Source organism: Pseudomonas sp. AP42, from assembly GCF_001728935.1.
Classification (GTDB): Bacteria; Pseudomonadota; Gammaproteobacteria; order Pseudomonadales; family Pseudomonadaceae; genus Aquipseudomonas; species Aquipseudomonas lactis.
This window is the reverse complement of record NZ_LYSO01000044.1, coordinates 1-22,265: the sequence shown is the minus strand read 5'-3', so window position 1 is coordinate 22,265 and position 22,265 is coordinate 1. Positions and strand designations below refer to the sequence as shown.

Here is a 22,265-nt window from a genome sequence, read left to right as displayed (position 1 = left end):
GTACTAGAATCGAGGCTTGCGGCGGTGCTTTGTCAGCATTGCGCGAAGCCTGTCAAGAGTTTACAAACAACCATGAACGTAAGTATATTGCGTAGCAAGCTACTTATCCACTCACGGCTTGTTTTTTACCCTTCCACACTTCTTGTGCGCACTCTGCGCGCCTGACCCGAGGATCTTCATGCAACTTAAGCCAGCTGTTACCGCTCTGGTCACTGCCGTCGCCCTGGCATCGCTGCTCAGCGGATGTAAAAAGGAAGAAGCGGCACCGCCCGCTCAAACCCCTCAGGTCGGCGTGGTCACCATTCAACCGCAAGCCTATACCCTGACCACCGAGCTGCCTGGCCGCACCACGGCCTTCCGCATTGCGGAAGTTCGGCCGCAGGTCAACGGCATCATTCTCAAGCGCCTGTTCAAGGAAGGCGCCGACGTGAAGGAAGGGCAACAGCTCTACCAGATCGACCCGTCGGTGTATGAAGCCACCCTGAAAAGCGCACAAGCCAGCCTGTCCCAGACCAAGTCCATCAGCGACCGCTACAAGCAGTTGGTCGATGAACAGGCCGTCAGCCGTCAGGAATACGACACTGCCGTCGCCAACCGCATGACCGCCGAAGCAAACGTTCAAACCGCCCAGATCAACGTGCGCTACACCAAAGTGTTTGCACCGATCTCCGGGCGCATTGGTCGTTCTTCGGTGACCGAAGGCGCACTGGTCAGCAATGGCCAGGCCGATGCCATGGCCGTGATTCAGCAACTGGACCCGATCTACGTCGACGTCACGCAGTCCTCGGCTGAAATGCTGAAACTGCGCCGCGATCTGGAAAGCGGCCAGCTGGAGAAGGCCGGCGAAAACGCCGCCAAGGTCAAGCTGACCCTGGAAGATGGCACGGCCTACGCCCAGGACGGCAAGCTCGAGTTCTCCGAAGTGTCGGTCGACCAGACCACCGGTTCCGTGACCCTGCGTGCCGTGTTCCCCAACCCTGACCACGTGCTGCTGCCGGGCATGTTCGTGCACGCCCAACTGCTGGCCGGTGTGAACAGCAAGGCCATCCTGGCGCCGCAGCAAGGCGTGACCCGCGACCTGCGCGGCATTCCAACGGCGCTGATCGTGAACAAGGACAACAAGGTCGAGCAACGCGAACTGGTTGCCAACCGTACCGCCGGTGCCTACTGGCTGGTGGAAAAAGGCCTCAATGCCGGTGATCGCGTCATCACCGAAGGCTTGCAGTACGTCAAGCCAGGCGCCGAGGTGAAGGTCACGGAAGCCTCCAACGCCAAACCCGCCGGTACCGCTGCAGCGCCTGCTGCCGCTGCTGGTCAAGGGGAGTAATCCATGTCGAAATTTTTTATCGACCGTCCCATTTTCGCCTGGGTAATTGCCCTGGTGATCATGCTGGTCGGGGCACTCTCGATCCTGAAGTTGCCCATCAACCAATACCCGGCCATTGCGCCAACGGCCATTGATATCCAGGTGACCTACCCAGGCGCGTCCGCACAAACCGTGCAGGACACCGTGGTGCAGGTCATCGAGCAACAGCTCAACGGTATCGACAACCTGCGTTATGTCTCCTCGGACAGTAACTCCGACGGCAGCATGACCATCACCGTGACGTTCAACCAGGGTACCAACCCGGATATCGCCCAGGTTCAGGTACAGAACAAGCTGAACCTGGCCACCCCACTGCTGCCCCAAGAAGTGCAGCAACAGGGTATCCGTGTGACCAAGTCGGTGAAGAACTTCCTGATGGTGATCGGTCTGGTGTCGGAAGACGGCAGCATGACCAAGGACGACCTCTCCAACTACATCGTGTCCAACATCCAGGACCCGATCTCCCGTACCGCGGGGGTGGGTGACTTCCAGGTGTTCGGTTCGCAGTACGCCATGCGTATCTGGCTAGACCCGGCCAAGCTGAACAACTACCAGCTCACGCCAGTGGACGTCAGCAATGCCATCAAGGCTCAGAACGTGCAGGTGGCCACCGGCCAATTGGGCGGTCTGCCTGCCCTGCCTGGCACCCAGCTGAACGCCACGATCATCGGCAAGACGCGTCTGCAAAGCACCGAAGAATTCGCCAAGATCCTGATGAAGGTGAACACCGACGGCTCCCAGGTTCGCCTGGGTGATGTCGCGCGTATCGAACTGGGCGGCCAGAACTACAGCATCAGTGCACAGTTCAACGGCAAGCCGGCTTCGGGTATGGCGATCAAGCTGGCGGCCGGTGCCAACGCACTGGACACCGGCAAGGCCATCCGCGAAACAGTCAAGTCCCTGGAGCCGTTCTTCCCGCCTGGCATGAAGGCGGTGGTGCCCTATGACACCACCCCGGTCGTGACCGAATCGATCTCCGGTGTGGTTCACACTCTGGTCGAAGCGATCGTGCTGGTATTCCTGGTGATGTTCCTGTTCCTGCAGAACTTCCGTGCCACCATCATCACCACCATGACCGTACCGGTGGTATTGCTGGGTACCTTCGGGATCCTGGCGGCGTGCGGCTTCACCATCAACACCCTGACCATGTTCGGCATGATCCTGGCCATCGGCTTGCTCGTGGACGATGCCATCGTTGTGGTGGAAAACGTCGAACGGGTAATGGCCGAGGAACACCTGTCGCCCAAGGAAGCAACGATCAAGTCCATGGGCCAGATCCAGGGCGCCCTGGTGGGTATTGCCCTGGTACTCTCGGCGGTACTGCTGCCGATGGCGTTCTTCGGTGGTTCCACCGGTGTGATCTACCGGCAGTTCTCCATCACCATTGTTTCGGCGATGGCGTTGTCGGTACTGGTTGCCCTGATCTTCACCCCGGCGTTGTGCGCCACCATGCTCAAGCCGATTGATCCGGAAAAACACGGCCAACCCAAGCGCGGCTTCTTCGGCTGGTTCAACCGTACCTTCGACCGTGGCGTACTCAAGTACGAGCGCGGCGTGGGCGGCATGATCAAGCACAAGATCCCTGCGTTCCTGGTGTATGCGCTGATCCTGGTCGGCATGATCTGGATGTTCACCCGTATTCCAAGCGCGTTCCTGCCTGAGGAAGACCAGGGTGTGATCTTCGCCCAGGTGCAGACACCGGTTGGTGCTTCGGCTGAGCGCACGCAAAAAGTCGTCGACGACATGCGCGCCTTCCTGCTGAACGACAAGGAAGGCGAGCCAGGCGAAGGCAAGGCGGTGAAGTCGGTGTTTACCGTGAACGGCTTCAACTTTGCTGGCCGTGGCCAGAGCTCGGGTCTCGCGTTCGTGATGCTCAAACCGTGGGATGAGCGTGACTCGACCCAATCGGTGTTCGAAGTGGCCAAGCGTGCCCAGGGTTACTTCTTCGGGGCCTTCAAGGACGCCATGGTATTTGCCATCGTGCCACCTTCGGTACTGGAGCTGGGTAACGCCACCGGTTTTGACGTGTTCCTGCAAGACCAGGGTGGCGTCGGCCACGACAAGCTGATGGCTGCACGTAACCAGTTCCTGGGCGCGGCGGCACAGAGCAAGGTGCTGGCCGGCGTACGTCCTAACGGCGTGAACGACGAGCCGCAGTACGAGCTGACCGTTGACGACGAGAAGGCCAGTGCCCAGGGCATCAGCCTCGCGGATATCCAGCAGACCCTGGCCATTGCCTTGGGTGGTAGCTACATCAACGACTTCATCGACCGTGGTCGCGTGAAGAAGGTGTATGTACAAGGTGACGCCGCCAGCCGCATGTCGCCCGAAGACCTGGACAAATGGTACGTGCGCAGCAACGACGGGAAAATGGTGCCGCTGTCGGCCATCTCGTCGGGCCAGTGGATCTACGGTTCGCCCAAGCTTTCGCGATACAACGGTGTAGCGGCGATGGAAATCCTCGGTACCCCGGCACCGGGCTACAGTACCGGTGATGCGATGGCCGAAGTCGAACGCATCGCCAAAGAACTGCCGGCCGGTGTCGGTTACGCCTGGACAGGCCTGTCGTACGAAGAACGCCTTTCCGGTTCCCAGGCGCCAGCACTGTACGCACTGTCGCTGCTGGTCGTGTTCTTGTGCCTGGCGGCGCTGTACGAAAGCTGGTCGATCCCGATCGCGGTGATTCTGGTTGTACCTCTGGGTGTGATCGGTGCACTGATCGCCACCAGCATGCGCGGCTTGTCCAACGACGTGTTCTTCCAGGTGGGCCTGTTGGTGACGGTGGGCCTGGCGGCGAAAAACGCCATCCTCATCGTGGAATTCGCCAAGGAACTGCACGAGCAAGGCAAAGGCATCGTCGAGGCGGCTATCGAAGCATCCCGCATGCGTCTGCGCCCGATCATCATGACCTCGTTGGCGTTCATGCTCGGCGTATTGCCGCTGGCAATCTCCACCGGCGCCGGTTCAGGCAGCCAGCACGCAATCGGTACCGGCGTTATCGGCGGTATGATCACGGCCACTGTGCTGGCGATCTTCTGGGTGCCACTGTTCTACGCAACCGTGTCCGCCGCTGGCGAACGCAAAAAGAAAGACACTACTGAAACTCCTAAAGAGGCTGGCCAATGAGCAAGTCGCTACTTTCCCTAGCCGTCACCGCATTCGTGCTCAGTGGCTGCTCGCTGATACCTGACTATCAGCGTCCCGAAGCGCCGGTGGCCGCGCAGTTCCCGCAGGGGCCGGCGTATTCGTCGGCCCAGGCGCCGAGCCAGGCCGCTGCCGAGCAAGGTTGGAAGCAGTTTTTCCATGACCCTGCCCTGCAGCAATTGATCCAGACCGCGTTGGTGAACAACCGTGACCTGCGTGTCGCGGCGCTGAACATCGACGCCTATGCAGCGCAATACCAGATCCAGCGTGCCGACCTGTTCCCGGCGGTATCGGCCACCGGTAACGGCAGCCGTTCGCGTACCCCGGCCAAGCTGTCGCAGACCGGCGAATCGACCATCGCCAGCCAGTACTCGGCGGGCCTTGGCATCAGTTCGTATGAGCTGGACCTGTTCGGCCGCGTTCGCAGCCTCAGTGAAGAAGCGCTGCAAAAGTACTTCGCCACTGAAGAAGCGCGCCGCAGCACCCAAATCAGCCTGGTGGCCAGCGTGGCGAATGCCTACCTGACCTGGCAGGCCGACAAGGAGCTGCTCAAGCTGACCCAGGACACCCTGGCCGCGTTCGAGCAAAGCTACAAGCTCACCTCGCGCAGCAATGAAGTCGGCGTGGCCTCGGCCCTCGACCTCAGCCAGGCACGCACCTCGGTGGAAAACGCCCGCGTGCAACTGGCCCGTTACACCCGCCAGGTGGCCCAGGACGAAAACAGCCTGACCCTGCTGCTGGGCACCGGCCTGCCGGCCAATATCGCCAGCAAGCCGCTGTCCGATGACTTGCTCAGCGAAGTGCCGGCCGGGTTGCCATCAGACCTGCTGCAACGTCGTCCCGACATCGTGCAGGCCGAGTACAACCTCAAGGCGGCCAACGCCAATATCGGCGCGGCCCGTGCGGCGTTCTTCCCGAGCATCAGCCTGACCGCCAGCGCCGGCACCGCCAGCCCTACCCTGGGCGGCCTGTTCAAAGGCGGTTCGGGGACCTGGGCGTTTGCCCCGCAGATCAACATCCCGATCTTCAACGCCGGTAGCCTGCGCGCAAGCCTGGACTACTCGAAGATCCAGAAAGAGATCAACGTGGCCAACTACGAGAAGGCCATCCAGACCGGCTTCCAGGAAGTCTCCGACGGCCTCGCCGCGCGTGCGACCTACAAGCAGCAACTGGATGCCCAGCGCGGCTTCGTCGAGGCTAACCAGGATTACTACCGCCTGGCCGAGCGTCGCTACCGCATTGGTGTCGACAGCAACCTGACCTTCCTCGATGCCCAGCGCCAACTGTTCAGTGCCCAGCAATCGCTGATCACCGACCGCCTGGCGCAGCTCACCAGCGAGGTCAACCTGTACAAGGCCCTCGGCGGTGGCTGGAACGAGCAGACCGCGAAGAACGAGCCGTTGAAAGAACAAGCACCGCCGTTGAGGTTGTTCTGATAGCGCAGGTGTGAAAAAACCGCTTCCCTTACCGGAAGCGGTTTTTTTATGCCTGCATTGTTGCCCGTACAACTTACGTTCGATCATCGCCCACAACCCGCCTTCCCCCACTTTCATCGCCCCCGCACCGCCGCGCACCATGGCCGCCACCTGCATAAACCCAATAACAACAGGTCCACACCATGAGCACTTTCCAACCGCGCCAGCTGTTGCTGGCGGCTGCTGTCGCCAGTTCTGCCCTGCCCGTTTTCGCCCAGGAGCACGGCTTTCTCGAAGACGCCAGCGCCAACCTCAACCTGCGTAACTTCTTCTTCAACCGCAACTTCACCAACCCGACCAAAGCCCAGGGTGGCGCGCAGGAGTGGACACAAAGTTTCATCCTCGACGCCAAGTCCGGTTTCACCCAGGGCACAGTCGGTTTTGGTGTGGACGTGCTGGGCTTGTACTCGCTCAAGCTCGATGGCGGCCGTGGCACGGGCGGCACGCAGTTGCTGCCGCTGGACCATGACGGCCGGCCAGCCGATGAGTTTGGCCGGCTGGGCGTGGCATTCAAGGCGCGCTTTTCCAAGACCGAGCTGAAGGTGGGCGAATGGATGCCGGTGCTGCCGATCCTGCGCTCCGACGATGGTCGCTCCCTGCCGCAGACCCTGCGTGGCGGGCAGATCACCTCCAAGGAAATCGACGGCCTGACCCTCTATGGCGGCCAATTCCGCGCCAACAGCCCGCGGGACGACGGCAGCATGAGCGACATGTCGATGGTCGGCAAAACCGCCTTCACCTCCGACCGCTTCAATTTCCAGGGCGCCGAATACGCATTCAACGACAAACGCACCCAAGTCGGCGTGTGGAATGCCCAGCTCAAGGACATCTACCGCCAGCAGTTCGTCAACCTGATCCACAGCCAGCCCGTAGGCGACTGGACCCTGGGCGCCAACCTGGGCTTCTTTTACGGCAAGGAAGACGGCAGCGCTCGCGCCGGAGACCTGGACAACAAAACCTGGTCCGGTTTGTTCTCAGCCAGGTACGGCGGCAACACCTTCTACGTCGGCCTGCAAAAACTCACCGGCGACAGTGCCTGGATGCGCGTCAACGGCACCAGTGGTGGCACCCTGGCCAACGACAGCTACAACTCCAGCTACGACAACGCGCAGGAAAAATCCTGGCAGGTTCGCCACGACTACAACTTCGCCGCCCTCGGCGTACCAGGCCTGACGTTGATGAACCGCTATATCAGCGGCAGCAACGTGCACACCGGCACCATCACCGACGGCAAGGAGTGGGGCCGCGAGACCGAACTGGGCTATACGGTGCAGAGCGGCACCCTGAAAAACCTCAACGTGCGCTGGCGCAATTCCAGCATGCGCAGGGATTACAGCAACAACGAGTTCGATGAGAACCGGTTGATCGTCAGCTATCCGATCAGTCTGCTGTAACCCGGTATAGCACTTACTGTATGGTGCGCGCCTGCCGCTGCTGATCCCCCCAGCAGCGGCCTTTACTCGGGCCCTGCACGGCATGAAATCCTTCGCTACAGCAATCGCATTGTTTGCCCTGGCCCTGAGCCTGGGGGGCTGTATCAGCGCGCCCATCGCCCTGACGCCTCAAACCGAACAGCGCCTGCAAACCCAGGCGCCAATCCGCTTTCTGCTGACCTTCGATGACGGCCCTAGCGCCTCCGGCTACAACAACCCGAGCCGCTCGGTAGTGGCCGACCTGGCCAATAATCCGGTGCTGCCGGGGATCAAGGCGGTGTTTTTCCTGCAGACCGAGGCCGCTCGCTCAGGCGGCAGTTCCCGGGGGCGCAAGACCATGGAGCGTGAACACGCCGCCGGTCACGTCCTGGCCTTCCACACCGCCACCGCGTTTCACACCAATCATCGTTGGTTGAATGACGCCACGCTGGAACACACCCTTACCGAAGGCGCCGCAGACATTGCCGCCATCACGGGCGCCCCACCCGTGCTGGTACGCCCGCCCTTCTGGAACTACGACAAGCGCACCTTCGCCGCCTATCAACGCCACGGCATGCAGGTACTGCTGACGGATTTGAGTGCCAATGACGGCAAGATCTGGGGTTTCAACGCCAGCCCGCGTCGGCGGGCCAACCTGTATCGGCAACTGTCGGTGGTGCGCGAGCGCATCGCCTTGGGTGAGCTACCGACGGTGGAGGGCGTGATCCCGGTGGTGGTGACCTTCCATGACATCAACCGCTACACCGCGCGGCATATGCAGGAGTACTTGCAGATCCTGATGGACAGCGCGCGGGTCAACGGTTTGAAGACAGCGGCAGAGCCGTTCTATACCGACCACGCCGCGCTGGAACGTGCAGCGCTGGCCCGTACGGTCAAGGCTGTGAACGCGCCTGTGCATCTGCCGGGGGTGTGGAATTGGGTGTGGGATGCTGATTCCCACTGATACCTGAGTCAGGTGGAGACCCCCTGTGGGAGCGGGCTTGCTCGCGAATGCGGTGGGCCAGTCCACAGATGTGTGGCTGGCCCACCGCATTCGCGAGCAAGCCCGCTCCCACATTTAGATCGTATTCCAACTCAGGTCTCGCGAGACTCCACCCCCAACTCATCCCACACTGACTCCGCCAAGTGAAACGTCGCATTCGCTGCCGGGATCCCGCAATAGATCGCACTCTGCATCAACACTTCCTTGATCTCGGCGCGGGTTACGCCGTTGCTCGCGGCAGCGCGCAGGTGCAGTTTCAGTTCTTCACTGCGGTTCATGCCGATCAGCATCGCGATGGTGATCAGGCTGCGGGTATGCCGAGGCAGGCCTGGGCGGGTCCAGATGTCACCCCAGGCGTGGCGGGTGATCATTTCCTGGAACTCGCTGTTGAACTCGGTCAGGGCATTGAGGCTGCGGTCGACGTGGGCATCGCCCAGTACTTCGCGGCGCACCTGCAGGCCCTCGGCGTAACGTTGTTTCTCGTCCACAAACAGCTCCTCAGCGGGCCAGCAGGAATTTAATTACCCGGTCGCTGAACGCGGCACCGGCTTGCACATTGGACAGGTGCGCCGCATGGAACTCGGCATATTCGGCACCCTGCACATGGCTCTGGATAAAGTGGCCACCGGCTGGCGGCGTCACCGCGTCTTCGGTGCCGGCAATCACCAGGGTCGGCACCTTGATCGACGCCAGTTGCTCACGGAAATCCGCATCGCGCACGGCGCCGCAGTTGGCGGCATACCCCTCGGGCGACGTGGCCGCGAGCATGTCAGTGATCTGCTTGGCCTGATGCGGGTGGGCGGCGGCGAAATCTGCGGTGAACCAGCGCGCAATCGACGCATCGCGCAGCGCTACCATCGCGGCTGCGCCATCACGCAGGACCATTTCGATACGCGGGGTCCATACCTCGGGGGTACCGATCTTGGCCGCGGTGTTACACACCACTAGCCGTTGCAGACGCTCGCCGGCATGGATGCCCAGCCATTGGCCGATCAAGCCGCCCATGGACAATCCGCAAAAATGCGCCTTCTGGATATTCAGCGCATCCAGCAGTGCGATCACGTCTTGGCCCAGTTGCTCAATGCTGTAAGGCCCCTCGGTCACCAGGGATTGGCCGTGGCCGCGGGTGTCGAAGCGCAGCACGCGAAAATGCTCGGTGAAGGCCGGAATCTGGATATCCCACATATGCAGGTCGGTACCCAGGGAATTGGACAGCACCAATACCGGTGCGTCGGCGGGCCCCTCGAGTTGGTAATGCAGTTCGCCCTGGGCGAGTTGTACAAAAGCCACAGCGTTCTCCTCAGGCAGTCAAAGCAAAATGTTCGGTCACTGCACGCGTAACCCAGGTGGACGCCTGGCCCAGGTAGTGGGCCGGGTCGAGCAGGCGGTCCAGTTCAGCCGCTGACAACTCGGCGGTGACGTGCGCTTCATCGGCCAGCACCGCGCGCAAATGGCGCTGCTCGGCTACCGCACGTTTGCAGCACTGTTCCAGCAGATGGTGCGCGGTGTCGCGGCCCAAGCGTTGGGCGAGCACGATACTCACCGCTTCGGCTAGCACCAGGCCCTGGGTCAGGTCGAGGTTCTGTGCCATGCGTTCGGCATTCACTTCCAACCCTTCACTGACCAGAATTGCCTGGTGCAAGGCACCGGACACCAGGCGGCAAATCTCCGGCAAGGTCTCCCATTCGGCGTGCCACAAGCCCAGGCTGCGTTCGTGCTCTTGGGGCATGGCGCTGAACATCGTCGCCACCAGGCCCGGTACACGGGTGGCTGCGCTGATCAGCACCGCGGCGCCCACTGGATTGCGCTTGTGCGGCATCGTGGACGAACCGCCCTTGCCCGGCGCCGAAGGCTCGAACACCTCCGCCGCTTCGGTCTGCATCAACAGGCTGATATCGCGGCCCAATTTGCCGAGGCTGCCGGCGATCAGGCCTAGCAGGCTGGCAAACTCCACCAGGCGGTCACGCTGGGTGTGCCAGGGTTGTTCCGGCAAGCCCAGTTGCAACTCGGCGGCCAAGGCTTCGGCCACCGGCATGGCGTGTTCGCCGAGCGCCGCCAACGTGCCTGATGCGCCGCCAAATTGCAGCACCAGCAGGCGCGGCTTCAATTCGGCCAGGCGCTGGCGACTGCGCGTCACCGCGCCCAGCCAACCGGCGATTTTCATCCCCAGGGTGACCGGCGTCGCGTGCTGCAACCAGGTGCGCCCGGCTAAAGGCACGGTGGCATAACGCTGGGCCTGGGCGGCCAACACATCCCCCAGGCGAGCCAGGTCGGCCTCGATCAGTTCCACCCCACGGCGCAGTTGCAGCACCAGGCCGGTGTCCATCACGTCTTGGCTGGTTGCGCCCAGGTGCACATAACGCTCGGCGTCGGCGTCCTCACTGGCGATCAACTTGCCCAACGCCTTCACCAATGGAATCGCTGAGTTGCCCGCCGTGGCAATCGCGCTGCCAAGGGCATCCACGTCATACAACGACGCCAGGCACGCCTGGGCAATCGGTGCGACGGCGGCCTGGGGAATCAACCCGACGCGGGCCTGCGCCCGGGCCAGTGCGGCTTCGAAATCCAGCATGCCCTGCAAGCGTCCCTGGTCACAGAACACGTCGGCCATGCTGTCAGCGGTGAAATAAGCGTCGAACAGTTGATTGCTCGTGCGCAACGTCATAACTCATCCCTTACAGATCGTGATGCAGGTACGCCGCCTGTTTCGGCAGGCGCAAGCTGAACAGGAAGGCCACCGCCATCATCGCGGTGACGTACCAATAAAAGGTGTTCTCCATGCCGATGGATTTGAGGCTCAGCGCAACCACTTCTGCCGAACCGCCAAACACCGCGTTAGCCACTGCATACGCCAGGCCCACGCCCAATGCACGCACCTGCGGCGGGAACATCTCCGCTTTGACCAGGCCGCTGATGGAGGTGTAGAAGCTGACAATCGCCAAGGCCAGGGTGATCAGCACAAAGGCCAGAAACGGGCTGGTCACGGTTTTCAAGGTCAGCAGGATCGGCACGGTAAACAGCGTGCCAAGGCCAGCGAACCAGAGCATCGAATTACGTCGGCCGATCTTGTCGGCAAACATGCCGAACAACGGCTGCATGCACATGTACAGAAACAGCGCGCCGGTCATGATGTAGCTCGAGGTCTTGGCGTGCATGCCCACGGTGTTCACCAGGTACTTCTGCATGTAGGTGGTGAAGGTGTAGAAAATCAGCGAGCCGCCGGCGGTGTAGCCCAGCACCGTGATGAAGGCTTTGCCGTGGTCGCGAAACAGCGCGACGATACTGCCGGCGTCCTTGTCTTCGCGCATTTCCTTGCTGGTGGTTTCTTTCAGGGTGCGACGCAGCAGCAGGGAGATCACGGCGGCAATGGCGCCGATCACAAACGGGATGCGCCAGCCCCAGGCGCGCAGTTCTTCTTCGGTGAGGATCTGTTGCAGGATCACCACCACCAGCACCGCCAGCAACTGGCCGCCGATCAGGGTCACGTACTGGAACGAGGCGAAGAAGCCACGCTGGCCCTTGAGCGCGACTTCACTCATGTAGGTGGCCGTGGTGCCGTACTCGCCACCCACCGACAAGCCCTGGAACAGCCGCGCCACCAACAGCAAAGCCGGGGCCCAGGCACCGATGTCGTTATAGGTGGGCAGGAAGGCGATGACCAGGGAGCCGCCGCACATCATCAGCACCGAAATCATCATCGAATTCTTGCGCCCGTGCTTGTCGGCCACCCGGCCAAACAACCAGCCGCCAATCGGGCGCATCAGGAACCCGGCGGCAAACACACCGGCGGTGTTGAGCAACTGCACCGTAGGGTCATCCGAGGGGAAAAACGCCGGGGCGAAATAAATCGCGCAGAAGGCATAGACGTAGAAGTCGAACCATTCGACCAGGTTGCCGGAGGAAGCACCGACAATCGCAAAGATCCGTTTGCTGCGTTCTTCTCCGGTGTAGTGGCTGGTTTTTGTTGTCATGTTTTTTTACTCAGTGGGAACGGTTATAGCCTAGACATACTTTGCAACAACCCTGTTCCGCAAGCAGACTTTTGGATAGGTGGAGCCTGAACCTCATCCCTGTAGGAGCGAGCTTGCTCGCGAAAAACCTGAGAGCGCCGCGTTCATTCAAGCTGACCGCGTTATCGTTGGCGATTTTCGCGAGCAAGCTCGCTCCTACAAGAGCGGTCAATAGTCGAAGAATACCGTTTCCTTATCTGTGCCCTGCAAAATCACATTCCACTGATAAACCCCTGCCGCATCAGCCTTGGCAATCAGGGTGCTACGACGTTCCGCCGGTACACACGCCAGCAACGGGTCATCGCCATTGAGCGCCTCACCGTCAAAATAAATCCGCGTCAGCAAGTGCTTCACCAACCCACGGGCAAACACCAGCACCACCAAATGCGGCGCCTGGGTGGTGCCCTTGAGCCCCGGCACACTGCCCGGCTTGATGGTGGTAAAGCGAAAACGCCCTTCGGCATCCACCGGCACGCGGCCGAAACCTTCGAAGTTCGGGTCCAGCGCTTTGTCCTGCTCATCTTCGGGGTGGGCATATTTGCCGGCGGCATTGGCCTGCCAGACTTCCAGCATGGCGTCGTTGACGACATCACCGTTGCCGTCCACCACTTGCCCGCTGATTGCCACGCGTTCGCCGAGGGTGGCGGTGACGGTCAGGTCTTCACGGTTCAGCCAGGTCAGGCCAATGTGGTAATACGGCCCGACGGTGTGGGATGTGGTCGCGTTGAGTGTCATCTCATTTCTCCATCGGCGTGGCGTCGCGGCCGCGCAGGACGATGTCCCAACGGTAACCGAGGGCATAGGAAGGAATGGTTTTTTCCAGGTCGAAACTGGCAATCAAGCGTTGCTTGGCGCTGGTATCCGGCACGCAGTTGTAGATCGGGTCGTACTCCAGCAACGGGTCGCCCGGGAAATACATTTGCGTCACCAAGCGCGTCAGCACGCTGGGGCCGAACAGCGAAAAGTGGATATGCGCCGGGCGCCACGCGTTGTGGTGGTTGCCCCACGGGTAGGCGCCAGGCTTGATGGTCTGGAACTGGTACCAGCCGTCGGCGTCGGTGACGGTGCGCCCGGTGCCGGTGAAATTCGGGTCCAGCGGCGCATCGTGCAGGTCGCGCTTGTGGTTGTAGCGGCCAGCGGCATTGGCCTGCCAGATCTCCACGAGGATGCCCGGCACTGGCAATCCGTTTTCGTCCAGCACACGGCCATGAATGATGATGCGCTCGCCTTGCGGCTCGCCCTCATGCTGGGCCGTCAGATCGTTGTCCTTGTCATTGATACGTTCGGCGCCGATGGTCGGGCCGGTGATTTCCGACAAGGAATGGGGCAGGAACACCAACGGCTGGGACGGCGAACGCAGGTTCGTCGACTGGTAGGCCGGGTGCAGGTAATCAGGTTGAGTGCCCGCTTGCGGGCGCCGGTAACCGGGCTTGTCACTCATGGAGCAATCCTCTTTTAGTTATCAGACGCGTTCAATCGCCAGGGCCAGGCCTTGGCCAACGCCAACGCACATGGTCGCCAGGCCTTTGCGGCCGCCGGTTTTTTCCAATTGGTGCAGGGCCGTCAGTACCAACCGCGCACCACTCATCCCCAGGGGATGGCCGAGGGCAATGGCGCCGCCGTTGGGGTTGACCTGGGGCGCATCGTCGGCAATACCCAGTTCGCGCAGCACCGCCAGGCCTTGGCTGGCGAAGGCTTCGTTGAGTTCGATCACGTCAAAGTCGGTGACCGCCAACCCCAGGCGCTCCACCAGTTTGCGTACCGCCGGCACCGGGCCGATGCCCATCACCCGCGGGGCGACACCGGCACTGGCCATGCCCAGCACACGGGCGCGGGCGGTGAGGCCGTGTTGCTTGACGGCCTCGGCGCTGGCGAGGATCAGCGCGGCGGCGCCATCGTTGACGCCCGAGGCATTGCCAGCAGTGACGGTCTTGTCCGCGCCGTTGACCGGCTTGAGCTTGGCCAGGGCTTCCAACGTGGTGTCCCGTGGGTGTTCATCGTGTTCCACCAGGGTCTCGCCTTTTTTATGCGCGACCCGCACCGGAACGATTTCCTCGGCAAAGAACCCGGCGGCCTGGGCAGCGGCGGTGCGTTGCTGGCTGCGCAGGGCGAAAGCGTCCTGGTCGGCGCGGGAGACCTGGTAGTCATCGGCCACGTTATCGGCGGTCTGCGGCATGGCATCCACGCCGTGCTGGGCCTTCATCAGCGGGTTGATAAAGCGCCAGCCAATAGTGGTGTCTTCCAACTTCATGTTGCGCGAGAACGCTGCATCGGCCTTGCCCATCACAAACGGAGCGCGGGACATCGACTCGACGCCACCGGCAATCGCCAGCTCCATTTCACCGCTGGCAATCGCACGAAAGGCGGTGCCGATGGCATCCATGCCCGAGGCGCACAAGCGGTTGAGGGTCACACCAGGAATACTTTCCGGCAGCCCCGCCAGCAGCAACGCCATGCGTGCCACGTTGCGGTTGTCTTCACCGGCCTGGTTGGCGCAGCCGAGGAAGACTTCGTCTACGGCGCTCCAGTCCACCGATGGGTTGCGCTCGATCAACGCCTTGATCGGCAGCGCCGCCAGGTCGTCGGCACGCACCGTGGACAGGCCACCGCCGAAACGGCCGATAGGCGTGCGAATGGCATCACAGATATAAACCTCGCGCATCAGGCTTCTCCCGGTGCTTGGCCGTGGGCAGCCGCCGTGCGCGCTTCGAGGTCACGCAGGGCGGTCAGTTCGATCTCGGTGGGTTCAGCGGTGGTGCTCACCTGGTCGGCAAAGCGAATCGCCCAGCCGGTGGCGGCGACCACTTGCTCGCGGGTCACGCCCGGATGCAGCGCAGTGACCACGAACTCATGGCTGCCCTCCTCCGGTTCCATGATGCACAGGTCGGTAATGATGCCCACGGGGCCGGCGCCGGGCAGGCCCAGACGCTTGCGTGAGTCGCCACCTTCGCCGTGCCCCACAGAGGTGATGAAATCGAGTTTGTCGACAAACGAACGGGACGACTGCTTCAGGATGATCAGCACGCTCTTGGCGGAACCGGCGATTTCCGGCGCGCCACCGGCACCCGGTAAACGCACTTTGGGCTGGTGATAATCACCGACCACGGTGGTGTTGATATTGCCGAAACGGTCGACCTGGGCCGCGCCGAGAAAGCCGACATCAATACGCCCGCCCTGCAGCCAGTAGCGAAAGATCTCACCGGTGGGCACCACAGTGTCAGCGGTCTCCGCCAGCTCGCCATCACCGATGGACAGCGGCAATACGCTGGGCTTGGCCCCAATCGGGCCCGACTCGTAGATCAGCACCACATCCGGCGACGATGTCAGGCGCGCCAGGTTGGCGGCCTTCGATGGCAGGCCGATGCCGACGAAGCACACCGAGCCGTTCTTGAGGCGGCGTGCGGCGGCGACGGTCATCATTTCATTGGTGGAGTAAGCCATTACTTAGCCTCCTGCGCGGTGGCCAGCTTGGCCTGGAATTCACTGAAGTCGGCAGTGCCATGGATATATTCGTCGATCCAGGCGGTAAACGTCCCACGGTCGCGGGCAATCGGGTCCCACGCCTGATAGAAGCGGTTATCCCGCTCGTTGTAGCCGTGCGCGTAGGACGGATGGGCACCACCGGGTACGTGACACACCGCCGTCAGCGCCCAGGTCGGCAGCACGCAGCTGTTCATCGGCGCGTTCAGGTCGTCGACGATTTCCTCGACGGTGACGATGCAGCGCTTGGCCGCCAGGGCCGCTTCCTTTTGCACCCCCAGAATGCCCCAGAGCAGCACGTTGCCTTTGCGGTCGGCTTTCTGCGCGTGAATCACAGTGATGTCCGGACGCACCGATGGCACTGCCGCCAGCACTTCACCGGTGAAGGGGCAAGTGACGGTCTTGATCAGCGGGTTGACCTTGGGCAAGTCGGAACCGGCGTAGGCACGCAACACGGCGAACGGCAGGCCGGAGGCACCGGCGACGTAGGCATTGGCCAGGTCAGCGTGGCTGTGCTCTTCGATCTCCAGCGCTTGCGGCCATTGTTTCTCTACCGCGTCACGCAGGCGATGCAGGGAACCCACGCCCGGGTTGCCGCCCCAGGAGAAAATCAACTTGCGCGCACAGCCGGCACCGATCAACTGGTCGTAGATCAGGTCAGGCGTCATGCGCACCAGTGTCAGGTCTTTCTTGCCCTGACGAATGATTTCATGGCCTGCGGCCGTAGGGATCAGGTGGGTAAAGCCTTCGAGGGCGACGGTATCGCCGTCGTTCACGAAGCGCTTGACCGCATCACGCAGGGTGAGGATTTCAGCCATGGGGTTGGGCTCCCGGTGTTGATCGAAAAAGGCGCTGAGGTGGCGCCGAAGTGCTTGAAGGTTAAGCCGGGGTAATGGGTCAAACAATCCGATAATCGACTGAGTGTTCGATTATCGAACCAATTGTTACTTAACTAATCATCTGCAAGAACAGGGGCAATGTGGGAGCTGGCTTGCCTGCGATGGCGCCTGTGGATTCAACACCGCTATCGCAGGCAAGCCAGCTCCCACAGGGGTAGTGATCGGTTTCAGGTGGCATCGGCATGGCTGACCATGCCCTTGATCACCACCGCTGCCGTGGCCAATGCCGCCGGAATCACCAGCGCCGTGAGCACCTGCTCGAAGTTCCAGCCCAGGCCCAGCAAGGTAGCGCCCATCCACGCCCCCAGGATCGCGCCGAAGCGGCCGATGCCGAGCATCCACGACACCCCGGTGGCACGGCCCTGAGTAGGATAGAAACGTGCCGCCAGGGATGGCATTGCCGATTGCGCACCGTTGACGCACATCCCGGCGACCAGCACCAGGGTGGCCAACAGCGTGATGTCGCCCAGGCTCTGCCCTACCGCGTAGGCAAACACCCCGGCCAGCAGATAGAACGTGCCGATCACTTTGTGCGGGTTGAACCGGTCCATCGCCCAGCCCACGCCCACCGCGCTCAGCACCCCACCAAACTGGAACAACGCGCCGATAAACGCGGCCTGCTCCATGCTCGCGCCGCTGTCGCGCATCAGGGTGGGGAGCCAACTGGTCAGCAGGTAAACGATCACCAGGCCCATGAAATACGTGAGCCACAACAGCAAGGTGCCAGCGCTGTAGGTGCCCGAGAAGATCACTGCGAACACATTGCGGGCCTTGACGGTTTTTTGCTCCGGTACGCTGAAATGAGTGGCCTGGGCAACGATGTTTGGCTCGATGGGGGCAAGGGTCTTGCGTACCTTGTCGGTGCCGCGATTGCGTACCACCAGGTAGCGGGCAGACTCCGGCAGCCACACCAACAGCACCACCGCCAGGATCAACGGCAGGATGCCGCCGATCAGTAACAGGCTGTGCCAGCCGAACGCGGGGATCAGCTTGGCCGAAATAAACCCACCGCCGGCCATGCCCAGGTTGAAGCCACAGAACATGCTGGTCACCAACAAGGATTTATGCCGCTCGGGGGTGTATTCAGAGAGCAAGGTGGTGGCATTCGGCATGCCGGCGCCCAGGCCCAGGCCGGTGAGAAAGCGCAGTACCAGCAACTGGTCGACATTGGTGCTGTAGGCCGACGCCAGGCTGAACGCACCAAACACCAACACCGCGCCGACCAGCACGACTTTGCGGCCAAAGCGGTCGGCCAGCGGGCCGGAACCGAGTGCGCCGAACACCATGCCGATCAACGCGGCGCTCATCACCGGGCCGAGGCTGGCGCGGTCGATGCCCCAGTCCTGGGACAGTGCCGGCGCGATAAAGCCCATGGCGGCTGTATCGAGGCCGTCGAGAAAGACAATCAGGAAACACAGGATCACCACGCGCCACTGATAGCGCGAAAGTGGCTGGGTGTTGATAAAGGACTGTACGTCCAGGGTGGTACCGACAGAAGGCTGATTCATTATTTTTATTCCACACCGATGGCGGACTGACGGCCTGAGGCCGTCGTTCTTATAGGGCAGCTCCTCAGAGCGCTGCCGCACATTAATAAGCCAAGGGAAACACCGTCAATCGAGCCCGCCGGGATCTGTGCGGTCACCGAACAGCTTAGGCAAACAGCTGCGCACTCAGCTCACGGCTGGCGCTGAGCATGCTCGGCAAAAAGCGCTGCTCCAACTCGCTGCGGCTGACCCGACCGGCGTGGGTGCTGACATTCAGCGCGGCCAATACCTGGCCGGACGCGTCATACACCGGCACCGCGATGGAGCGCAGGCCCTGCTCCAGTTCCTGGTCGACAATGCACCAGCCCTGCTGACGCACCTGTTGCAGGCATTCGAATAACGCTTGCGGTGTTGTCAGGGTGCGGCTGGTCTTGGTTTGCAGGTCGGCATGGTCGAGGTAATCCTGCAGCGAGGCATCGTCGAGGGCGGCCAGCAGAATGCGGCCCATGGACGTGCAATACGCAGGCAAGCGCCCGCCTACCGAAAGGTCAACCGAGATCAGGCGCTGGGTAGTGGCAGAACGGGCGATATAAAGGATGTCATCGCCCTCCAGAGTCGCCATGTTGCAGGCTTCATGCAGTTGCTCGCTCATGCGGTCCAGATAAGGCTGGGCCGAGACAGCCAGCGGTGTGGACGACAGATAGGCGTGACCGAGGGTCAGCACCTTGGGCAACAACGAATAGGTGCGCCCGTCCGTGGTGGCGTAGCCGAGCTTGATCAAGGTATGCAGGCAACGGCGCACCGCAGCGCGGGGAATTTCCGTGCGGTGGCTGATCTGGGCGATGGTCAGGTGACGCTTGCGCTCCTGGAACGCCTGCACCACGGCCAGGCCACGGGCCAGGGACGTCATGAAATCCGGATCACCGGTGAATGCCTGGATACGCTTGGCCGGTGAAGCCACGATCGGCGGCGCCACTGATGCAAAGGAGTTGCGCAATTGATCGTTCATTTCAAAGGGCCTTCTCTTGTTATCACCACGGGAGGGTTGGCGGCTATTACAAGCCGTGCCGGTCGCACCGCACAAGCCAGCGGCGGCAACATTGGGCGATTATCGGACGATCATGCGATTATCGCAATTTGGCGCAGCCCCACCCGCTAACGTTTCAGATTTGCCTGATGCCTCTGTAAAGCGTAGACATTTACCCTAATGCCGATCAATCAAGCGAAATCAACGCAGAACTCAAATGTAGACATGAAGATGACGGCGTTCACAATAATGCGGCGGTATGTAACAAACTCCAGACACGTCGTTGACGCTTTTTAACTTCATGATGATAGTGTTATTCAAATGCGCCGCTATAATGCAACCTGTGCAGAGGTCAGCCCGGTATCACCATCGGGAGTGGAGCTCACCAGGCATTGCAGGCTGCTGGCGACGCCGGTCACAAGTACTCGCTTAAAAGAACGGCCCTCAGGCCCATGTACCAACTTGAACGGTTCGACTGTTTTATTTGGTATCGCCCGAGGACGACTTTCAGGCATGACGCTGCGCAATCAATAAACTCAACTCATTAGGTAATACTGTGACGAAAGATGAACTGCGCGCGGAACTTGAGCGCCAGGAGCAACGTTACAAGGATGTCTACGGCGGGGAAGTCACCACCTACGCCGCGCAACCCGAGCCGGAACGCAAGCCATGGCGTAAACGTGCCAGCCTGCTGGACCAGGCATTTGCCCAGGAAATCCAAAAGATCGAGCAGGAACTCAAGACCGAGGAGCCATAAGCGCTTCGGTTCGAGCTTCAAGGGTCGTGCTGTCTCTGCCGGTGCAGTACTGGCAGAGGGCACCTGCTTTAGCGTCCGCTGGGCAGCAACCTACATCCACCTACGAAATTTCATACAAATGTTTCAGGCATGGCGTTTTCATGAAGAAAGCCCGTCTTCTGGGGCCTGCGCTTTATAAATCAAAGACTTGCCAAAGCCCCGAAAACCCTGGGATGCGTGCGTCTTGCCGCATTTTTTTCCAGGAAGATTGTTACCGATGAGCAGCTAATGCATCGATTACTGATGTTTTCTGGCATAATCGCGCCCCCTTACGACCGGGTCAGAAAACCTTCATGATCGATTTATTCAGCGGACTGGATGCTTGGGTTCTCGTGAGCCTGTTGCTCGCCCTGGCCTTTGTCCTCGCCTTCGAGTTCATCAATGGCTTTCATGACACCGCTAACGCGGTGGCCACAGTCATCTATACCAAAGCCATGCCGCCACACTTGGCCGTGTTCTTCTCCGGGGTGTTCAATTTCCTCGGCGTATTGCTCGGTGGTGTCGGTGTCGCCTACGCCATCGTGCACTTGCTGCCGGTGGAGTTGCTGATCAATGTGAACACCGGCCATGGCCTGGCAATGGTCTTCTCGTTGTTGGCGGCGGCAATCACCTGGAACCTGGGCACCTGGTACTTCGGTATCCCCGCCTCCAGTTCCCACACCCTGATCGGCTCGATCCTCGGTGTCGGCCTGGCCAACGCGTTGATCAACGACATCCCCCTGGCTGACGGTGTGAACTGGCAGAAGGCCGTGGATATCGGCGCGTCGCTGGTGTTCTCGCCGATGGCGGGCTTCCTGGTCGCCGCCCTGGTGCTGATCGGCCTGAAGTGGTGGCGCCCGCTGTCGAAGATGCACAAGACCCCGGACCAGCGCCGCAAGCTTGACGACAAAAAGCACCCGCCGTTCTGGAACCGCCTGGTGCTGGTGATTTCGGCCATGGCTGTGAGCTTCGTGCACGGCTCCAACGATGGCCAGAAAGGCATCGGCCTGATCATGCTGGTACTCATCGGTATCGTGCCCGCGCAGTTCGTATTGGACCTGGGCAGCACCACCTACCAGATCGAACGTACCCGCGACGCCACCCTGCACCTGAACCAGTTCTACCAGCGCAACCACGAGACCCTCGGTGAGTTCCTGGCCCTGGGCAAAAGCGTGAAGGATGATCTGCCGGGCAAGTTCCGCTGCAACCCGCAGCAGACCGAACCGACGATCAACGCGCTGCTGGGCACCCTCAAGGGCGTCTCGGACTACCACTCGCTGACGGCCGACCACCGCATCGAAGTGCGTCGTTACCTGCTTTGCCTGGATGACACCGCGAAGAAAGTCGGCAAGCTGCCAGGCCTGGACTCCCGTGAGAAGTCCGACCTCGACAAGCTGCGCAAAGACCTGACCGCCACCACCGAGTACGCCCCGTTCTGGGTGATCCTCGCGGTCGCACTGGCCCTGGGCTTGGGCACCATGGTGGGCTGGAAGCGCGTGGTGCTGACCATCGGTGAGAAGATCGGCAAGCAAGGCATGACCTATGCCCAGGGCATGTCGGCGCAAATCACCACGGCCACGATGATCGGCTTTGCCAATATCTTCGCCCTGCCAGTGTCCACCACTCACGTCCTGTCTTCTGGCGTGGCGGGCACGATGGTTGCCAACAAGAGCGGCCTGCAAGGTGGCACGGTCAAGACCATCCTGATGGCTTGGGTATTGACCTTGCCAGCGACCGTAGGCCTCTCGGCCGGGTTGTTCTGGTTGGCGTCCAAGGCATTGGGCAACTGATAGCCAGCCGGCAATAAAAAAGGTGCGATCCGCGAGGGTCGCACCTTTTTTTATGTTCCAAGCGCACCGTAGTCCACCTGTGGCAAGGCATCTTGCCCCCGTGGCGACCGGACAGCCGACGCCTATCTACCTGACACCCCGCAATCAAACTGTGGGAGCGGGCTTGCCTGCGAAGACGCCCTGACAGCCTACACCTATCTAACTGACACCCCCGCGATCCAACTGTGGGAGCTGGCTTGCCTGCGATGACGGCCTCACAGTCGACACTGTTATACCGAGTACATATCCATTGCTGCGGTAACGGCCACTTAGGGTTCCGCCCTGACGGCGGCTCACTTTTGAAAAGAGCCCAAAAGTAAGCAAAAGGCTCTTACCCCACCACTCGGCACCTCGCTTA

Annotated in this window: 18 protein-coding genes; 7 read left to right on the top strand and 11 right to left on the bottom strand. The window is 61.3% G+C overall.

The genetic code is table 11. The features are described from left to right. Positions 1 to 178: 178 nt before the first annotated feature. The 5 genes from A7K61_RS17025 to A7K61_RS17005 all read left to right on the top strand — a co-directional run bounded on the left by A7K61_RS17025 (position 179) and on the right by A7K61_RS17005 (position 8,361). Positions 179 to 1,327 (top strand): efflux RND transporter periplasmic adaptor subunit, encoded by a 1,149-nt coding sequence (locus A7K61_RS17025; protein WP_034134944.1) that lies wholly within the window; start codon positions 179 to 181, stop codon positions 1,325 to 1,327. Between the two features lie 3 nt (positions 1,328 to 1,330). Next, positions 1,331 to 4,492: an efflux RND transporter permease subunit gene (locus A7K61_RS17020; RefSeq protein WP_003189340.1), complete on the top strand. Its 3,162-nt coding sequence runs from the start codon at positions 1,331 to 1,333 to the stop codon at positions 4,490 to 4,492. Further along, positions 4,489 to 5,946 (top strand): AdeC/AdeK/OprM family multidrug efflux complex outer membrane factor, encoded by a 1,458-nt coding sequence (adeC, locus tag A7K61_RS17015; RefSeq protein ID WP_069557987.1) that lies wholly within the window; start codon positions 4,489 to 4,491, stop codon positions 5,944 to 5,946. Before A7K61_RS17020 ends, adeC begins: the two co-directional genes overlap by 4 nt. 182 nt (positions 5,947 to 6,128) lie before the next feature. After that, a complete protein-coding gene (locus tag A7K61_RS17010; RefSeq protein ID WP_069557986.1) occupies positions 6,129 to 7,379 on the top strand; it encodes an OprD family porin in 1,251 nt (416 codons plus the stop codon). Positions 7,380 to 7,461: 82 nt separating this feature from the next. Continuing rightward, positions 7,462 to 8,361 carry a polysaccharide deacetylase family protein gene (locus A7K61_RS17005; RefSeq protein ID WP_069557985.1) on the top strand — a complete coding sequence of 300 codons (900 nt, stop codon included), beginning with the start codon at positions 7,462 to 7,464 and terminating at the stop codon, positions 8,359 to 8,361. Positions 8,362 to 8,492: 131 nt separating this feature from the next. Here A7K61_RS17005 and pcaC read toward each other — a convergent pair whose 3' ends face one another. The 11 genes from pcaC to pcaR all read right to left on the bottom strand — a co-directional run bounded on the left by pcaC (position 8,493) and on the right by pcaR (position 19,285). Continuing rightward, positions 8,493 to 8,888, bottom strand: coding sequence for a 4-carboxymuconolactone decarboxylase (pcaC, locus tag A7K61_RS17000; protein WP_044272695.1), 396 nt, complete (start codon positions 8,886 to 8,888; stop codon positions 8,493 to 8,495). Positions 8,889 to 8,898: 10 nt separating this feature from the next. Beyond that, positions 8,899 to 9,690, bottom strand: a complete 792-nt coding sequence (pcaD, locus tag A7K61_RS16995; RefSeq protein WP_069557984.1) for a 3-oxoadipate enol-lactonase — start codon at positions 9,688 to 9,690, stop codon at positions 8,899 to 8,901. A 10-nt stretch (positions 9,691 to 9,700) separates the two neighbouring features. Next, on the bottom strand, positions 9,701 to 11,065 hold the full coding sequence (locus A7K61_RS16990) for a 3-carboxy-cis,cis-muconate cycloisomerase (RefSeq protein WP_069557983.1): 1,365 nt from the start codon (positions 11,063 to 11,065) through the stop codon (positions 9,701 to 9,703). 10 nt (positions 11,066 to 11,075) lie between these two features. Further along, positions 11,076 to 12,371 (bottom strand): MFS family transporter, encoded by a 1,296-nt coding sequence (locus A7K61_RS16985; RefSeq protein WP_069557982.1) that lies wholly within the window; start codon positions 12,369 to 12,371, stop codon positions 11,076 to 11,078. Positions 12,372 to 12,578: 207 nt separating this feature from the next. Next, a complete protein-coding gene (gene pcaG, locus A7K61_RS16980; protein WP_044272689.1) occupies positions 12,579 to 13,145 on the bottom strand; it encodes a protocatechuate 3,4-dioxygenase subunit alpha in 567 nt (188 codons plus the stop codon). A gap of 1 nt (position 13,146) precedes the next feature. Further along, positions 13,147 to 13,851 (bottom strand): protocatechuate 3,4-dioxygenase subunit beta, encoded by a 705-nt coding sequence (gene pcaH, locus A7K61_RS16975; RefSeq protein ID WP_044272687.1) that lies wholly within the window; start codon positions 13,849 to 13,851, stop codon positions 13,147 to 13,149. A gap of 21 nt (positions 13,852 to 13,872) precedes the next feature. After that, on the bottom strand, positions 13,873 to 15,075 hold the full coding sequence (gene pcaF / locus A7K61_RS16970; RefSeq protein WP_171905480.1) for a 3-oxoadipyl-CoA thiolase: 1,203 nt from the start codon (positions 15,073 to 15,075) through the stop codon (positions 13,873 to 13,875). Next, positions 15,072 to 15,851 (bottom strand): CoA-transferase subunit beta, encoded by a 780-nt coding sequence (locus A7K61_RS16965; protein WP_044272685.1) that lies wholly within the window; start codon positions 15,849 to 15,851, stop codon positions 15,072 to 15,074. The genes pcaF and A7K61_RS16965 overlap by 4 nt, the downstream gene beginning before the upstream one ends. Beyond that, positions 15,851 to 16,708, bottom strand: coding sequence for a CoA transferase subunit A (locus A7K61_RS16960; RefSeq protein ID WP_003189300.1), 858 nt, complete (start codon positions 16,706 to 16,708; stop codon positions 15,851 to 15,853). Before A7K61_RS16960 ends, A7K61_RS16965 begins: the two co-directional genes overlap by 1 nt. Positions 16,709 to 16,956: 248 nt before the next feature. After that, the gene (locus tag A7K61_RS16955; RefSeq protein ID WP_069557980.1) at positions 16,957 to 18,297 is read right to left on the bottom strand and encodes an MFS transporter; all 1,341 of its coding nucleotides are present in this window, start codon (positions 18,295 to 18,297) and stop codon (positions 16,957 to 16,959) included. A gap of 145 nt (positions 18,298 to 18,442) precedes the next feature. After that, a complete protein-coding gene (gene pcaR, locus A7K61_RS16950; protein WP_003189296.1) occupies positions 18,443 to 19,285 on the bottom strand; it encodes a pca regulon transcriptional regulator PcaR in 843 nt (280 codons plus the stop codon). 574 nt (positions 19,286 to 19,859) lie between these two features. Between pcaR and A7K61_RS16945 the strand changes: the two genes are divergently transcribed. Together A7K61_RS16945 and A7K61_RS16940 are read left to right on the top strand one after the other, a co-directional pair. Then, a complete protein-coding gene (locus A7K61_RS16945) occupies positions 19,860 to 20,060 on the top strand; it encodes a hypothetical protein (protein WP_003189295.1) in 201 nt (66 codons plus the stop codon). 332 nt (positions 20,061 to 20,392) lie between these two features. After that, positions 20,393 to 21,868, top strand: coding sequence for an inorganic phosphate transporter (locus A7K61_RS16940; RefSeq protein WP_003189291.1), 1,476 nt, complete (start codon positions 20,393 to 20,395; stop codon positions 21,866 to 21,868). The last annotated feature ends 397 nt before the right edge of the window (positions 21,869 to 22,265 follow it).

Excerpts from the sequence above, each read along its gene's own strand:
- A7K61_RS17025 (WP_034134944.1), top strand. The coding sequence starts at position 179 with ATGCAACTTAAGCCAGCTGTTACCGCTCTGGTCACTGCCGTCGCCCTG.
- A7K61_RS17020 (WP_003189340.1), top strand. The coding sequence starts at position 1,331 with ATGTCGAAATTTTTTATCGACCGTCCCATTTTCGCCTGGGTAATTGCC.
- adeC (WP_069557987.1), top strand. The coding sequence starts at position 4,489 with ATGAGCAAGTCGCTACTTTCCCTAGCCGTCACCGCATTCGTGCTCAGT.
- A7K61_RS17010 (WP_069557986.1), top strand. The coding sequence starts at position 6,129 with ATGAGCACTTTCCAACCGCGCCAGCTGTTGCTGGCGGCTGCTGTCGCC.
- A7K61_RS17005 (WP_069557985.1), top strand. The coding sequence starts at position 7,462 with ATGAAATCCTTCGCTACAGCAATCGCATTGTTTGCCCTGGCCCTGAGC.
- A7K61_RS16990 (WP_069557983.1), bottom strand. The coding sequence starts at position 11,065 with ATGACGTTGCGCACGAGCAATCAACTGTTCGACGCTTATTTCACCGCT.
- A7K61_RS16985 (WP_069557982.1), bottom strand. The coding sequence starts at position 12,371 with ATGACAACAAAAACCAGCCACTACACCGGAGAAGAACGCAGCAAACGG.
- pcaG (WP_044272689.1), bottom strand. The coding sequence starts at position 13,145 with ATGACACTCAACGCGACCACATCCCACACCGTCGGGCCGTATTACCAC.
- pcaH (WP_044272687.1), bottom strand. The coding sequence starts at position 13,851 with ATGAGTGACAAGCCCGGTTACCGGCGCCCGCAAGCGGGCACTCAACCT.
- A7K61_RS16965 (WP_044272685.1), bottom strand. The coding sequence starts at position 15,851 with ATGGCTTACTCCACCAATGAAATGATGACCGTCGCCGCCGCACGCCGC.
- A7K61_RS16960 (WP_003189300.1), bottom strand. The coding sequence starts at position 16,708 with ATGGCTGAAATCCTCACCCTGCGTGATGCGGTCAAGCGCTTCGTGAAC.
- A7K61_RS16955 (WP_069557980.1), bottom strand. The coding sequence starts at position 18,297 with ATGAATCAGCCTTCTGTCGGTACCACCCTGGACGTACAGTCCTTTATC.
- pcaR (WP_003189296.1), bottom strand. The coding sequence starts at position 19,285 with ATGAACGATCAATTGCGCAACTCCTTTGCATCAGTGGCGCCGCCGATC.
- A7K61_RS16940 (WP_003189291.1), top strand. The coding sequence starts at position 20,393 with ATGATCGATTTATTCAGCGGACTGGATGCTTGGGTTCTCGTGAGCCTG.